At 74.0% G+C, this 14,261-nt stretch carries 7 protein-coding genes; 6 read left to right on the top strand and 1 reads right to left on the bottom strand.

The genetic code is table 11. The features are described 5' to 3' along the window. The first annotated feature begins 126 nt into the window (after positions 1-126). The 6 genes from infB to ACGFZQ_RS18165 all read left to right on the top strand — a co-directional run bounded on the left by infB (position 127) and on the right by ACGFZQ_RS18165 (position 10,080). Positions 127-3,285 (top strand): translation initiation factor IF-2, encoded by a 3,159-nt coding sequence (gene infB, locus ACGFZQ_RS18190; RefSeq protein ID WP_393841218.1) that lies wholly within the window; start codon positions 127-129, stop codon positions 3,283-3,285. Positions 3,286-3,444: 159 nt separating this feature from the next. After that, the gene (locus ACGFZQ_RS18185) at positions 3,445-3,738 is read left to right on the top strand and encodes a DUF503 domain-containing protein (protein ID WP_351747520.1); all 294 of its coding nucleotides are present in this window, start codon (positions 3,445-3,447) and stop codon (positions 3,736-3,738) included. A 40-nt stretch (positions 3,739-3,778) separates the two neighbouring features. Then, positions 3,779-4,240, top strand: a complete 462-nt coding sequence (gene rbfA / locus ACGFZQ_RS18180) for a 30S ribosome-binding factor RbfA (RefSeq protein WP_382546818.1) — start codon at positions 3,779-3,781, stop codon at positions 4,238-4,240. Continuing rightward, positions 4,237-5,142, top strand: coding sequence for a tRNA pseudouridine(55) synthase TruB (truB, locus tag ACGFZQ_RS18175; RefSeq protein ID WP_393841217.1), 906 nt, complete (start codon positions 4,237-4,239; stop codon positions 5,140-5,142). Before rbfA ends, truB begins: the two co-directional genes overlap by 4 nt. 248 nt (positions 5,143-5,390) lie before the next feature. Beyond that, complete coding sequence (locus tag ACGFZQ_RS18170) at positions 5,391-9,011, top strand: trypsin-like peptidase domain-containing protein (RefSeq protein ID WP_393841216.1); 3,621 nt, start codon at positions 5,391-5,393, stop codon at positions 9,009-9,011. 118 nt (positions 9,012-9,129) lie between these two features. Further along, on the top strand, positions 9,130-10,080 hold the full coding sequence (locus ACGFZQ_RS18165) for a bifunctional riboflavin kinase/FAD synthetase (protein ID WP_393841215.1): 951 nt from the start codon (positions 9,130-9,132) through the stop codon (positions 10,078-10,080). A gap of 69 nt (positions 10,081-10,149) precedes the next feature. Here the strand turns inward: ACGFZQ_RS18165 and ACGFZQ_RS18160 are convergent, their stop codons facing one another. Beyond that, positions 10,150-13,758 (bottom strand): SCO5717 family growth-regulating ATPase, encoded by a 3,609-nt coding sequence (locus ACGFZQ_RS18160; protein WP_393841214.1) that lies wholly within the window; start codon positions 13,756-13,758, stop codon positions 10,150-10,152. Positions 13,759-14,261 lie beyond the last annotated feature (503 nt).

The raw sequence follows: 14,261 nt of genomic DNA, 5'->3' as shown, positions 1-14,261 counted from the left end.
CGTGCGGCTCTGGTACCCCGCGAGTTGGAAGTAGGTCGAGATTGCGATGAGCACTCGATGAGCACGCGATGAGTACGCCCATGAAGTAGCGACGGTCCGGACGCACCCGGACCTAAAAGGAGCGAAGTGGCTAAGGTCCGGGTATACGAACTCGCCAAGGAGTTCGGGGTCGAGAGCAAGGTCGTCATGGCCAAGCTCCAAGAACTCGGTGAATTCGTCCGTTCGGCGTCCTCGACGATCGAGGCGCCCGTTGTACGCAAGCTGACAGACGCCTTCCAGGGCGGTGGCAACGGCAAGGCCGGCAAGCCCGCCCCGCGCAAGGCTGCCCCCAGGCCCGCGGCGCCCTCTCCGGCGCAGGCGGCACGTCCGGGTGGCGCCCCCAAGCCGGGCGCGCCGCGTCCGGCCGTCCCGCAGCCGCCGGCCCCTGCGGCGCCCGCCCCCGCGGCTTCGGCCTCGGCCTCGGCGGCGCCCACGGCTCCGGCTCCGGTCACCCCGGCGCCGGCCGCCTCCGGCCCGCGCCCGGGCCCGAAGCCCGCCCCGCGTCCGGCTCCGGCCGCGCCCGAGTTCACCGCCCCGCCGGCCCCTCCGGCCGCCCCGGCGCAGAGCCCGGCCGCCGCACAGGGTCCGAGCCAGGGTCAGGGTCAGCGCCCCGGTGGCGCTCCCCGTCCGAGCCAGGGCGCCCCGCGCCCCGGCGGTCGTCCCGCCCCCGGTCAGGGCCAGGCCCGTCCGGGTCAGGGCGGCCAGCGTCCCGGTGGTGACCGCGCCCCCCGTCCGGGCGGTGCCCGTCCGGCCGGTCCGCGTCCGGGCAACAACCCCTTCACCTCCGGTGGCTCCACCGGCATGGCCCGCCCGCAGGCCCCGCGCCCGCAGGGCGGCGCGCGTCCCGGCCCCGGCGGTCCCGGCGGTGCTCCCCGTCCTCAGGCGGCCGGCGCCCAGGGCGGCGGTCCGCGTCCCCAGGCTCCCGGCGGTTCCCGTCCGAGCCCGTCCGGCATGCCCCGTCCGCAGGGCGGTCCGCGTCCCGGCGGCGGTTCCGCGGGTCCGCGTCCGAACCCCGGCATGATGCCGCAGCGTCCCGCTGCCGGCCCGCGTCCCGGCCCCGGTGGCGGCGGTCGCGGTCCCGGCGGTGCGGGTCGTCCCGGTGGTGGCGGCGGCGCCGGTCGTCCCGCGGGCGGCGGCTTCGCCGGTCGTCCCGGCGGCGGCGGTGGCGGCGCCCGTCCGGGCGGTGGCGGCGGCTTCGCCGGCCGTCCCGGCGGCGGTGGCCCCGGCGGCGGTGGCGGCGGCTTCGGCGGCGGTCCCGGTGGTGGCGGCGGTCGTCCCGGCTTCGGCGGGCGTCCGGGCGGTCCCGGCGGCCGTGGTGGCACGCAGGGCGCCTTCGGCCGTCCCGGCGGTCCGGCGCGTCGCGGTCGCAAGTCGAAGCGGCAGCGTCGCCAGGAGTACGAGGCCATGCAGGCCCCGAGCGTCGGCGGCGTGATGCTGCCGCGCGGCAACGGCGAGACCATCCGTCTCTCCCGCGGCGCGTCGCTCACCGACTTCGCGGAGAAGATCAACGCCAACCCGGCGTCCCTCGTCGCGGTCATGATGAACCTCGGCGAGATGGTCACGGCCACGCAGTCCGTCTCCGACGCGACCCTCGAGGTCCTCGCCGGCGAGATGAACTACACGGTCCAGATCGTCAGCCCCGAGGAGGAGGACCGCGAGCTGCTCGAGTCCTTCGACATCGAGTTCGGCGAGGACGAGGGCGGCGAGGACGACCTGGTGGTCCGTCCGCCGGTCGTCACCGTCATGGGTCACGTCGACCACGGTAAGACCCGACTGCTCGACGCCATCCGCAAGACGAACGTCATCGCGGGCGAGGCCGGCGGCATCACCCAGCACATCGGTGCCTACCAGGTCTCGACCGAGGTCAACGACGAAGAGCGCAAGATCACCTTCATCGACACCCCGGGTCACGAGGCGTTCACCGCCATGCGTGCCCGTGGTGCGAAGTCGACCGACATCGCGATCCTGGTCGTCGCGGCCAACGACGGCGTCATGCCGCAGACGGTCGAGGCGCTCAACCACGCCAAGGCGGCCGACGTCCCGATCGTCGTCGCGGTCAACAAGATCGACGTCGAGGGCGCCGACCCGACCAAGGTGCGCGGTCAGCTCACCGAGTACGGGCTGGTGGCCGAGGAGTACGGCGGCGACACGATGTTCGTCGACATCTCCGCCAAGCAGGGTCTGCACATCGACTCCCTGCTGGAGGCCGTGATCCTGACGGCGGACGCCTCGCTCGACCTGCGGGCCAACCCGAACCAGGACGCGCAGGGCATCTCGATCGAGTCCCGTCTCGACCGCGGCCGCGGTGCCGTGGCGACGGTCCTCGTCCAGCGAGGCACCCTGCGGGTCGGCGACACGATGGTCGTGGGCGACGCCTACGGTCGCGTCCGCGCCATGCTCGACGACAACGGCAACAACGTCGCCGAGGCCGGACCCGCGACGCCGGTCCAGGTCCTGGGTCTGACCAACGTCCCGGGTGCGGGCGACAACTTCCTGGTGGTCGACGAGGACCGTACGGCCCGTCAGATCGCCGAGAAGCGCGCCGCCCGTGAGCGCAACGCCGCGTTCGCCAAGCGCACGCGCCGTGTCTCCCTCGAGGACCTGGACAAGGTGCTCAAGGCCGGCGAGGTCCAGCAGCTCAACCTCATCATCAAGGGTGACGCTTCTGGTTCCGTCGAGGCTCTCGAGTCGTCCCTGCTCCAGCTGGACGTCGGCGAAGAGGTCGACATCCGCGTCCTGCACCGCGGCGTCGGTGCGGTCACGGAGTCGGACATCGACCTGGCGATGGGCTCGGACGCCATCGTGATCGGCTTCAACGTCCGCGCGGCAGGCCGTGCGGCGCAGATGGCCGAGCGCGAGGGCGTGGACGTCCGGTACTACTCGGTCATCTACCAGGCGATCGAGGAGATCGAGGCGGCCCTCAAGGGCATGCTCAAGCCGGAGTACGAAGAGGTCGAGCTCGGTACGGCGGAGATCCGCGAGGTCTTCAAGTCGTCCAAGCTGGGCAACATCGCGGGTGTTCTCATCCGCTCCGGCGAGGTCAAGCGCAACACCAAGGCGCGCCTGGTCCGCGACGGCAAGGTCATCGCGGAGAACCTCAACATCGACGGTCTGCGCCGCTTCAAGGACGACGTCACCGAGATTCGGGAAGGCTTCGAGGGCGGTATCAACCTCGGAAACTTCAACGACATCAAGATCGACGACGTCATCGCGACGTACGAGATGCGCGAGAAGCCGCGGGTGTAAGCCCACGGTTGGTGCTGGCCGACGGGACTTCGGTACCGTCGGCCAGCGCTTTTCCCGCCCACCTGGGGCCGGGAAAGTCGGTCGAGCCCGAGGCGGGGACGGGGTACCGTTCCTGACAGGGCCATCGATCCCGTACCGGCGGGTGAACCGGTTACATACATGTACGTGGGGACTCTGTCCTTCGACCTCCTCCTCGGCGACGTCCATTCGCTGAAGGAGAAGCGCTCCGTCGTCCGCCCGATCGTCGCCGAACTCCAGCGGAAGTTCGCCGTGAGCGCGGCCGAGGTGGACCACCTGGACCTTCACCGCAGGGCCGGCATCGGCCTTGCCATGGTCTCCGGCGACGCCGCGCACCTGACCGACGTACTCGACCGGTGCGAACGGCTGGTCGCCGCCCGCCCCGAGGTGGAGCTGCTGTCCGTCCGACGGCGCGTCCACGGCGACGACGACTAGACCTGAGAACGACAAAGAAGAAAGAACGGGAGACGGACCAGTGGCCGACAACGCGCGCGCCAAGAGGCTGGCGGACCTCATCCGAGAGGTGGTGGCCCAGAAGCTGCAGCGCGGGATCAAGGACCCGCGTCTCGGCACCCACGTCACCATCACGGACACCCGGGTCACGGGTGACCTCAGGGAGGCGACCGTCTTCTACACGGTGTACGGCGACGACGAGGAGCGGGCCGCGGCCGCCGCGGGCCTGGAGAGCGCCAAGGGCGTGCTCCGCTCGGCGGTCGGCGCGGCGGCGGGCGTGAAGTTCACGCCGACCCTGACCTTCGTCGCGGACGCCCTCCCGGACACCGCGAAGACCATCGAGGACCTGCTCGACAAGGCACGGGCCTCGGACGCGAAGGTCCGCGAGGTCTCCGCGGGCGCCGCCTTCGCCGGTGAGGCGGACCCGTACAAGAAGCCGGATTCCGAGGACGACGCCGACGAGACGGACGACGCCACCGAATGACCAGCAAGCCCACCCCGCCCGACGGCCTTGTCATCGTCGACAAGCCGTCGGGCTTCACCTCGCACGACGTCGTCGCCAAGATGCGGGGCATCGCCCGCACCCGGCGCGTCGGGCACGCCGGCACCCTCGACCCGATGGCCACCGGCGTCCTCGTCCTGGGCATCGAGCGGGCGACCAAGCTCCTCGGGCATCTCGCCCTCACCGAGAAGGAGTACCTGGGGACCGTCCGCCTCGGGCAGAACACCCTCACCGACGACGCCGAGGGCGAGATCACCTCGTCCACCGACGCCTCGAAGGTCACCCGCGAGGCCGTCGACGCCGCCATCGCCAAGCTGACCGGCCGCATCATGCAGGTGCCGTCCAAGGTCAGCGCCATCAAGATCGACGGCGTACGGTCGTACAAGCGCGCCCGGGAGGGCGAGGACTTCGAGATCCCGGCCCGGCCGGTGACCGTCTCGTCGTTCACGGTCTACGACGTCCGGGACGCCGTCGCCGAGGACGGCACCCCCGTGCTTGACCTGGTCGTCTCGGTGGTCTGCTCCTCCGGCACCTACATCCGCGCCCTCGCCCGCGACCTGGGCGCCGACCTGGGCGTCGGCGGCCACCTCACGGCGTTGCGCCGGACGCGCGTCGGACCGTACAAGCTGGACTCCGCACGCACCCTCGACCAGCTCCAGCAGGAGCTGACCGTAATGCCGATCGCCGAGGCGGCCGGGGCGGCGTTCCCGCGCTGGGACGTCGACGCCAGGCGGGCCGGCCTGCTCACCAACGGGGTGCGGATCGACATGCCCGAGCAGTACGCCGGCGCCGGTCCCGTCGCCGTGTTCAGCCCCGAGGGCCGCTTCCTGGTGCTCGTCGAGGAGCAGAAGGGCAAGGCCAAGAGCCTCGCCGTGTTCGGCTGAACCGCCCGGTGTGCCCGTGGAGCGGCGACCACGGGGTCTGGCGCCGCCGCCGCTCCACGGTCCCCCCTCGGTTCCCCCACCCCTAGGGTGTATCCACCCGCCCCGGGCTATTCACCCGACCGAGCAGGCGCTCGGAGTGAACCGGGGGAGCGGAGGGGGGCGCGTTCGCCACCCGCTCTGTCCTGCTGATCATTTCGCGCCTACCGTCTCAGACAAGGGCACGGATGTACGGGCGGGGAGGTTCGATCATGGCGGGACGGGGCCCGCGGACCGGGAGCGGTCGCCGCACGGCGGACGGTACGCGGGAGGCGCGGCAGGACACCTGGCCGGTACTCGACGACCGGCTGGTCCGGGTCCGCGACCTCGCCGGACGCCCACGCGGCACCGGCTTCCTGGCCGACCACCACGGCACCCTGGTCACCAGCCACGAGGCGGTCGACGGGCTCGCCCGGATCGTGCTGCACGCGGCCGGGGACCGTACGTGCGTGGTCGACTCGGACGCGGTCACCCCGCTGCCCGCCCACGACCTGGCCCTGATCCGCACCGAGGGCCTCTGCGTGGACCCGCTGCCGATCACGGTACGGGAGCGGATCCCGACCGGAACCTACGTTCGGATCGCCGCCGACCGCTGGCGCGAGGCCCGGGTGCTGGCCGCGACACAGGTGACGTACACCGCCACCGACCGCTTCCATCTCCTCGAGGACGCCCTGGAACTGGCGATCGGCACGGCAGGCCGGGACGCCCTGCGCCTCGGCGGCGGGGCGGCCGGCGGCCCGGTCCTGGACGCGGAGACCGGCGCGGTCCTCGGCGTCCTGGGCACGGCCCTCCAGTCCGGCCAGCGAGACGTGGGCTTCGCCGTCTCGCTCCACCACCCCGACAGCACCCCCCTGACCGACCTTCTCACCCGCAACGCCGCGACGGTCCCCGCCTACGGCACCGACCTCAACCTCGCAGGCACCCTGGAACTGACAGCCACGTCAGTAGGCCAGGACGGCCCCCCGGGTGCCCTGGCCGGTTATGTGGGCCAATCCAGTCCTCGCATGGCAGCGCCCCAAAGGGGCGCGGGGCTGTATCAAACATGCGGCTACCGCCGCGTGGACGCGACAAGCCCCCACGCGCCCGCAGACGAACACACGGACCCCGTTCAGCCCGTAGAGCGTGCGGCAACCGCAACGGAGCTGTCGGCCTTCGCCGAAGGCACCGGGACCGTCCTGGCCCTCGTCGGCGCCCCCGGAACCGGCCGCACCACGGAACTCGCCGCCCTCGCCGCCCGCCGCAACCGCGGAGCACACCCCGCCCCCACCCTCTGGCTCCGCGGCGCCGACCTCAAGGACGCCGACGACTCGGTCGCCGACGCGGCCCGCCGCTCGCTGGAGCGCGCCGTCCGGATCGTCGCCGCCTCCCGCTCCCAACTCCCGGGCGACCTGGGCGAACTCACCGTGGAACGGCTGGCCCGGGTCGCCGCCCGGGCCGGACGGCCACTGCTCCTCCTGCTGGACGGCCCGGAAGAGATGCCACCGGTCCTCGCCCACCGGCTCTCCGCCTGGACCGCCGGCACCGCCTCATGGCTGTGCGACAGCGGCGCCCGGCTCCTCGTCGCCTGCCGCGAGGAGTACTGGGAGCGGGCCGGCGCCGAGTTCCCGCCCGACCTGCTGCACCGGGGCACCGGCACCCCCTCCTGCGTCCGGCTGGCCGACCTCACCCCCGACGAGGCCCGCCGCGCCCGCTCCCGCTACGGCGTGCCCGACGGCGCCCTCACCGACCGCGACGCCCGCCACCCCCTCGCCCTGCGCCTGCTCTCCGAGGTCCGCGCCGCCCTCCCGGACGCCCGCGCCGACGGCCCGATCGACCGGCACGACGTCTTCGCCGCCTACCTCGACCTGCTGTGCCTGCGCATCGCGGTCCGGCTGGCCGCCGAGAACGGCCTGCGCGGCACGGCCGTACGACGGCTCGCCGCCCGCGTCTCCGGCCAGGTGCACGAGGCCGCCCGGCGCAGCCTCGGACCCGGCCAGGGCGAGCTGGACCGGGAGTCGTTCGAGGCGGTGTTCCCCTGGGGACCCGTCCCGGCCCACCTGGGCGGCGGCTCCGGCTGGGCCTCCGCCGTGCTCACCGAGGGCCTGCTGGTCCCTGCGGGCGGCGGCTACCGCTTCGCCCACGAGGAGCTGGCCGACTGGATCCAGGGCATGCACCTGGACCTGGACGAGGCCCTGCACGCCCTCGTCCACCGCCCCCGGACCCCCGAGAGCGCCCACCCCCTGCCCGTCCCGCACCACCGGGTCGGCCCGGTCGTGCAGGCGCTGCTGCTCCTCGACCGCCAGTACGGACCGGCCCAACTCGCCCCGCGGCTCAACGAGTTGGCGCACGCCCTCGACCTCGACCCGGGCTCCTGGTGGGCCGCCCGGCTGCTCACCCAGACCCTGCTCCGGCTGCCCGACGCCACGCCGTACACCGGGGTGCTGCGGCTGCTCGCCGACCGGGTCGTGGGCCGGCAGCGCACCGCACCCGCCGAGTTCGCGCCGGACTTCTGGACCGCGCTCGCCCTGCCCGACGCCGATCGCTTCGATCTGCTGCGGAGGCTGGTGCTCGCCGACGAGCCGCTGCCGGAGACCGCGGGCGTCGGCCGGTTCGGGGCCCGGCCGCCGGCCGAGGAGCCCGAGGGCACGGCCCCGCGCTACCTGGACGCCGTCGCCCGGCTGCTCGCCGCCGCCCCCACCGCCGTACAGCCGTATCTCACCCGGTGGTTCGACGACGAGCGGCCGTTGCCCGCGATGCCGCACGCCACCGTGGCGACCGTGGCGCAGGCGCTGCTGCACACTCATCGGCACCGGGCGCTGGACGATCTGACCGAGGTACTGGTCGACGCCGCGCACCGGCGGGGCGACGAACTGCTCGCCGTGCTCGCCGAGGACGAGCCCTCCGCGGTGTGCCGGGCCGTCGACCGCTGGGCGCACGACGAGCGCCCGGCCCGCCGGGTGGCCGCCGTGGCCTACGGCCTGCGCGCCGCCCCTTACGTCCGCAGCGAGCCCGACCGCGAACTGCTCCGCTACGCCGCGCTCGCCCTGCTCGCCCGCCCCGCCGACTGCACCCTGCACGGCGGCGCCCTCGCCCTGCTGGTCCGGGACCCGCGGACCCGGGCCCGCCATCTCCCGCAGGCGCTGGGGCACTTCGCCACCGGCGACCCACAGCTCGCGCCGAGCGCCCTGGTCCCCGCCCTGGCCACCCACCCCGACGACGTCCTGGAGGCCTTCCGTACCCGGCTGCGCGGGCCCGGCGCCGGACAGGTGCTGCGCGCCCTCGCCGACGTCACCACACCGGCCCTCGCCCACCGGGTCACCGAGCTGGTCCTGGAGGCAGTCGAGCTGCGCCCGGAGACCGCAGGGCAGGTGGCCGGGTTCGTCGAGCGCCGCCTCGACCAGGGCGTCGGAGCCCGTGCCGCCCTGCTGCCGCTGGTCACCGGGCTGCTCGACCACGGCCCCGAGCCGGTACGAGCGGCCCTCGCGACCGTCCTCGGCGCGGCCGGCACCCCCGTCTCGCGCCCGCTGCGCCGGGAACTGCTGGAGTTCCTGCTCGCCCACGAGCGGGACCCGGGCGTTCTCGACGCGCTGCTGCACGCGGCCGCCGTACAGCGCGAGGACGACGGCGACGAGATGCGTGAGCTGGTCAGGCGCACCGGGCTGCTGCTGGTCCGCACCCCGGACGGGGCGACCCGGTTCGACCGCGGACTGGTCGACCTGGGCCGGCACGTGCCCGGATTCGCCGCCCAGATGGCCCGCTGGCTCACCGACACCCCGGAGGAATGGGCCGCGGTGGTCGGGCCCAGCACCCGCCGCATGCTGGGAAATCTGGCGGGCGTCCGGGTCCCCGCGTGACCGCGGACACGTGCGCCCGGTCACAGCGACCGTGCCGGTGTGAGCCGAGTCCGGCAAACATGGCACCCTTAGACCTGCGTAAGACGGACAACGGACACAGGTTCGAGGAGCGGACACAGTGCAGCGCTGGCGTGGCTTGCAGGACATCCCCGAGGACTGGGGGCGCAGCGTCGTCACCATCGGTTCCTACGATGGGGTGCACCGCGGTCACCAGCTGATCATCCGGCATGCCGTCGAACGCGCCCGTGAGCTGGGCATTCCGGCGGTCGTCGTCACCTTCGACCCGCACCCCAGCGAGGTCGTCCGCCCCGGCAGCCACCCGCCGCTGCTGGCCCCGCACCACACCCGCGCCGAGCTGATGGCGGAGCTGGGCGTGGACGCGGCGCTGGTCCTGCCCTTCACCACCGAGTTCTCGCGGCTGTCGCCGGCCGAGTTCGTGGTCAAGGTGCTGGTCGACAAGCTGCACGCCAAGGCCGTCGTCGAGGGCCCCAACTTCCGCTTCGGCCACAAGGCCGCGGGCAACGTCGAGTTCCTCGCCGAACAGGGCAAGGTCTACGACTTCGAGGTCGAGGTCGTCGACCTGTACGTGCGCGGTGAGGCGGGCGGCGGCGAGCCGTTCTCCTCGACCCTGACCCGTCGCCTGGTCGCCGAGGGTGACATGGCGGGCGCCCGCGAGATCCTGGGCCGCCCGCACCGGGTGGAGGGCGTGGTCGTACGCGGTGCCCAGCGCGGCCGTGAGCTGGGCTTCCCCACTGCCAACGTGGAGACCCTGCCGCACACGGCCATCCCCGCCGACGGCGTCTACGCCGGCTATCTGCACGCCCAGGGCGAGGTGATGCCGGCCGCGATCTCCGTCGGCACCAACCCGCAGTTCGACGGCACCGAGCGCACGGTCGAGGCGTACGCCATCGACCGCGTCGGCCTCGACCTGTACGGGCTGCATGTCGCCGTCGACTTCCTGGCCTACGTCCGCGGCCAGGCCAAGTTCGACTCGCTGGACGCGCTGCTGGAGCAGATGGCCGAGGACGTCAAGCGCTGCCGTGAGCTGGTGGCGGCCGAGGACGCCTGACCCGAGGATTCGTCCATGAACACGCCGAAGGGCGGCCGGTGAGGCACCGGCCGCCCTTCGGCGTATCGGCTACTGCTGCGGCGGCTGCGGCGGCTCCTGGGGGTGCGGCGGCTGGGGCTGGCCCTGCTGCGGGAAGCCGTAACCGCCGGGCGGGGCCGGGGGCGCGGGGGGCTGGGCGCCCGGCTGCGGATAGCCGTAACCGGGCTGCGCCTGCGCCTGCGGGGGGTACGGCTGGCCCGGCTGCTGCGGGTAGGGCTGGGCGCCGGGCTGGGGCCGGCCGTAGAGCTCCTGCTGCGGAGGCTGTCCCGGCTGCTGCGGATACGGCTGCGGGTACGGCTGTCCCGGCGCGTACGGCTCCTGCTGGCCCGGAGCCGGCGGCGGGGCGTACTGCTGGCCGGGCAGCGGCCGGCCCGGCATCGGCGGGGCGGCGACCGGCGGCGGGTTGCCGTCGCTGGTCCACAGGCCGTGCATCTGCTGGTGGCGTACGAAGTCCTCGGCGACCATCGCCGCGAGGTTGAAGTACGCCTCGCGCACCTTCGGCCGCATCATGTCGAGGTCGACCTCGGCACCGGCGGACAGATGCTCGTCGAAGGGGACGACCACGACACCCCGGCAGCGCGTCTCGAAGTGCGCCACGATGTCCTCGACCTTGATCATCTTTCCGGTGTCGCGCACCCCGGAGATGACCGTGATGGACCGCGACACGAGGTCGGCGTACCCGTGCGCGGACAGCCAGTCCAGCGTCGTACTCGCGCTGCTCGCACCGTCCACCGACGGCGTCGAGATGATGATCAGCTGGTCGGCGAGGTCGAGCACACCGCGCATGGCGCTGTAGAGCAGACCGGTTCCGGAGTCGGTGAGGATGACCGGGTACTGCTTGCCCAGGACGTCGATCGCGCGCCGGTAGTCCTCGTCGTTGAACGTGGTCGAGACGGCCGGGTCGACGTCGTTGGCGATGATCTCCAGACCGGACGGCGCCTGGGAGGTGAACCGCCGGATGTCCATGTAGGAGTTGAGGTACGGGATCGCCTGGACCAGGTCACGGATGGTGGCGCCGGTCTCGCGGCGCACCCGGCGGCCGAGTGTGCCGGCGTCCGGGTTGGCGTCGATGGCGAGGATCTTGTCCTGGCGCTCGGTGGCGAGGGTGGAGCCGAGCGCGGTGGTCGTGGTGGTCTTGCCGACACCGCCCTTGAGGCTGATCACCGCTATCCGGTAGCAGGACAGCACCGGCGTACGGATCAGGTCCAGCTTCCGCTGCCGCTCGGCCTCCTCCTTCTTGCCGCCGAGCTTGAACCGCGAGGGTGCGGCACCGGGCCGGCCGCTCTTCGCCTTCTGCTTCTTGTTGTTGAGCAGCCGGTCGGAGGACAGCTCCACGGCCGCGGTGTAACCCAGCGGCGCCGCACCGGGGTTGGTCATCTGCCGCTGGTCGTGCTGCATGGGCTGCGGCCAGGCGGCACCGACCCGCGGGTCGACCGGGGGCTGGGGAGCCTGCGGTGCCTGCGGGTCCTGCTGCTCGGGGTACGGGGCCGGAGCGGGCGGCTGGGCGGGCTGGACGGCGCGCGGGTCCTGGGGGGCCTGCGGCTGCTGACCGGGCTGCGGGAAGCCGTATCCGCCGGGCTGGGCCGGGGCAGCCGGGGGCGCCGGGGGCTGCGCGGCCGGCTGCGGGAAGCCGTAGCCGGCCGGTGCGGGCGCCTGGGGCACGGGGGCGCCGGGGTAGCCGTAACCGCCCTGTGCGTCGGGGGCGGCGGGCTGCGGCGGTGCGGCCGGGTGAGCGAGGGGCTGGGCGCCTGGCTGGGGGAAGCCGTAGCCGTCCGGTGCCTGCGGCGGCGGGACGGGGGCGCCCGGCTGCTGGGCCGGGGGCTGCTGCCAGGCGGCGGGCGCGGGCTGCGGTGCCTGCGGCTGGAACGCCGGCTGTTGCCCGGGCACGGCCGTGGGACCCTGCGCGGCCGCCGGCTGGGGCTGCGGCTGACCGGGCGCCGGCTCCGACGGCGCCGGCTGGGCCGGCCAGTGGGCGGCCGGTGCGGGGGCCGCGGGCTGGTAGGACGGCGGCAGGGGCGGCACCGCGGCCGGTGGTGTCGGCGGCGTCGGCGGGGGAGTCCAGGCGGTGGGCGGCACGGCGGCCTCGGGAGCCGGGGGCGCGTGCTGCGGCGCGGGAGCGGCGGCTACGGCGTCCTGGGGCGCGGGAGGCGCGTGCTCCGGCTCGTCGGCGTCCTCGGGGGCCACGGCGTCGGCGGCATCCTCGGACGCGGGGTGCGTCTCGTCGTAGTCGTCGTACTCGCCGTACTCGTCGTCGTGCTCGCCGTCGTCGTCGGTGTCGGCGACCGCGTCCTGGGGCTCGTCCCCCTCGGTGTCGTCCACCGGGGCGGCGTTCTGGGCGAGTTCGTCGGTCTCGGCCGTACCGCTGGGGTCGGCGTCGTCGTCGAGGGGGGTCTCGTCCTCGGTGCCGACGTGCGGCGATTCGTCCGCGCCCTTGGCGCCGGAGTCGACCAGCAGCGCGATGACGTCGGCCGCCGACTGCTCCTCCTCGTCGGTCTCGGTCTCGGTCCCGTCCTCGTCCTCGGCGCGGCTCTGCTCGGCGGCCGCGTTCCTGACGGCGGCTGCCTGCCCGGCGGCCTCGGCGATGTCACGCTTCAGCGCGGCGGGGGAGATCCGCATCGTCGCCCCGCTGTCCAGGTCACCGTTGTCCGGCTCGGGCTCCGGCGCCGGTTCTTCGGCGGCGGGCCGCTGCGGTTCGAAACCGACCGGCAGCTTCGGTACGGCGGCCGGACCCTCCGCGGGGGGTGCGGCAGGGGTGAACGGCGCGGCGGGCCGGGCGGCCGGCGCCGGCGGAGCGGCCTGCGCCCCCGCGTCCGCGCTCGGGGCGGGCGGCGTGAACGGCGCACCCGGCGTGGCGGTGGGCGGCGGCGTGAACGGCGCACCCGGCGTCGAGGCGGCCGGCGGGGTGAACGGTGCCCCGGGTGTCGCCGTCGGCGCCGGGGTGAAGGGCGCACCGGGCGTTGACGCGGGCGGAGGAGTGAACGGAGCGCCGGGCGTTGATGTGGGCGGCGGGGTGAAGGGCGCCCCGGGCGTCGCAGCAGGCACGGACGCCGACGGAGCACCCGGCGCCGAAGCGGGCGGCTGGGTGAACGGCGCGCCAGGTGCGGCGGTGGGCGGCGGCGTGAACGGCGCACCCGGCGTCGAGGCGGGCGGGGGCGTGAACGGCGCACCCGGCGTCGAGGCGGGCGGGGGCGTGAACGGTGTTCCGGGTGTCGCCGTCGGCGGCGGGGTGAAGGGCGCACCCGGAGCCGACGTCGGTGCGGGAGTGAACGGACCGGCGGGACCCGGCGCTCCGCCCCGCTGCTGGGCGTGCGGCGGGGGAGTCAGGCCGGGGATCGGCGCTCCCGGCGGGAACGGCGAACGGGGCTGCGCGGCAGGCGTCGTACCGGAGCCGGAGCCCGGAGCCCCCGCTCCGCCGGGCGCGCCGGACGGGTCACCGGACCCCGGGGCACCCGGAGCCGACCCCGGCCCGCCAGGGCCGTCGGCCGCTCCCGGGCCGCCCGCCGCGTTCTGCGTGTACCAGGCGGGCGGGGCGTAGTCGATCGTGAACTCGCCCGTCATCTCGCTGGGGGACTCCGCGTCGGGCTGGTCTTCGCCGGGTGTGGCCCAGCCCCCGCGGATCCCGTCCCGATCGCTGCTCACAGTTCCTCCTGGTGTGGTCGAGCACCCTCATGCCGTGCCGGCGCGACGACCATGTCGTGTCGTTCTCAGCATCCGTATTCGTTTGAGGTAGTCCGATCCACCGGCTCTCCCCCTCGGGGCACCGACGTCTTGTTCACGGTCCTGACGTCGCGCCCCCCTCCCAGCCTAATCACCAGGAGCCGGACCTCGGCAGGCCCGTCCGTCTCAATACGGACGTCCGCCTGGTCACACCCTGCCCGGAACTCCTGTGCAGAGCTTTCGTATTGCCCAACAATCGATGAACAAAACGGGCAAGGACCGTCACTTCGGGCGGTAGTTGACCACTCCGGGGGGCGTGAGTCATGTCCATGATGCCCTGGTGCGAAGGGGATAGGGTGAGCGTGTGTTCGCGTGAGCACAGATGAACTCTCCCCGAAGACGGGGGTATTGCGCGCGGACGCCACGGGGGACGGGGGAGTACGAGTGAGCACGGCACATGCCGCAGCCTTCCCGGAAGTTCTGCC

The sequence above is a fragment of the Streptomyces sp. NPDC048254 genome, from assembly GCF_043201895.1.
GTDB lineage: Bacteria > Actinomycetota > Actinomycetes > Streptomycetales > Streptomycetaceae > Streptomyces.
Note: the sequence above shows the minus strand (reverse complement) of the source record. Positions and strands in the feature narration are given on the sequence as shown.

Coding starts and splice junctions, on each gene's coding strand:
- ACGFZQ_RS18185 (WP_351747520.1), top strand. CDS start 3,445: ATGTACGTGGGGACTCTGTCCTTCGACCTCCTCCTCGGCGACGTCCAT.
- truB (WP_393841217.1), top strand. CDS start 4,237: ATGACCAGCAAGCCCACCCCGCCCGACGGCCTTGTCATCGTCGACAAG.
- ACGFZQ_RS18170 (WP_393841216.1), top strand. CDS start 5,391: ATGGCGGGACGGGGCCCGCGGACCGGGAGCGGTCGCCGCACGGCGGAC.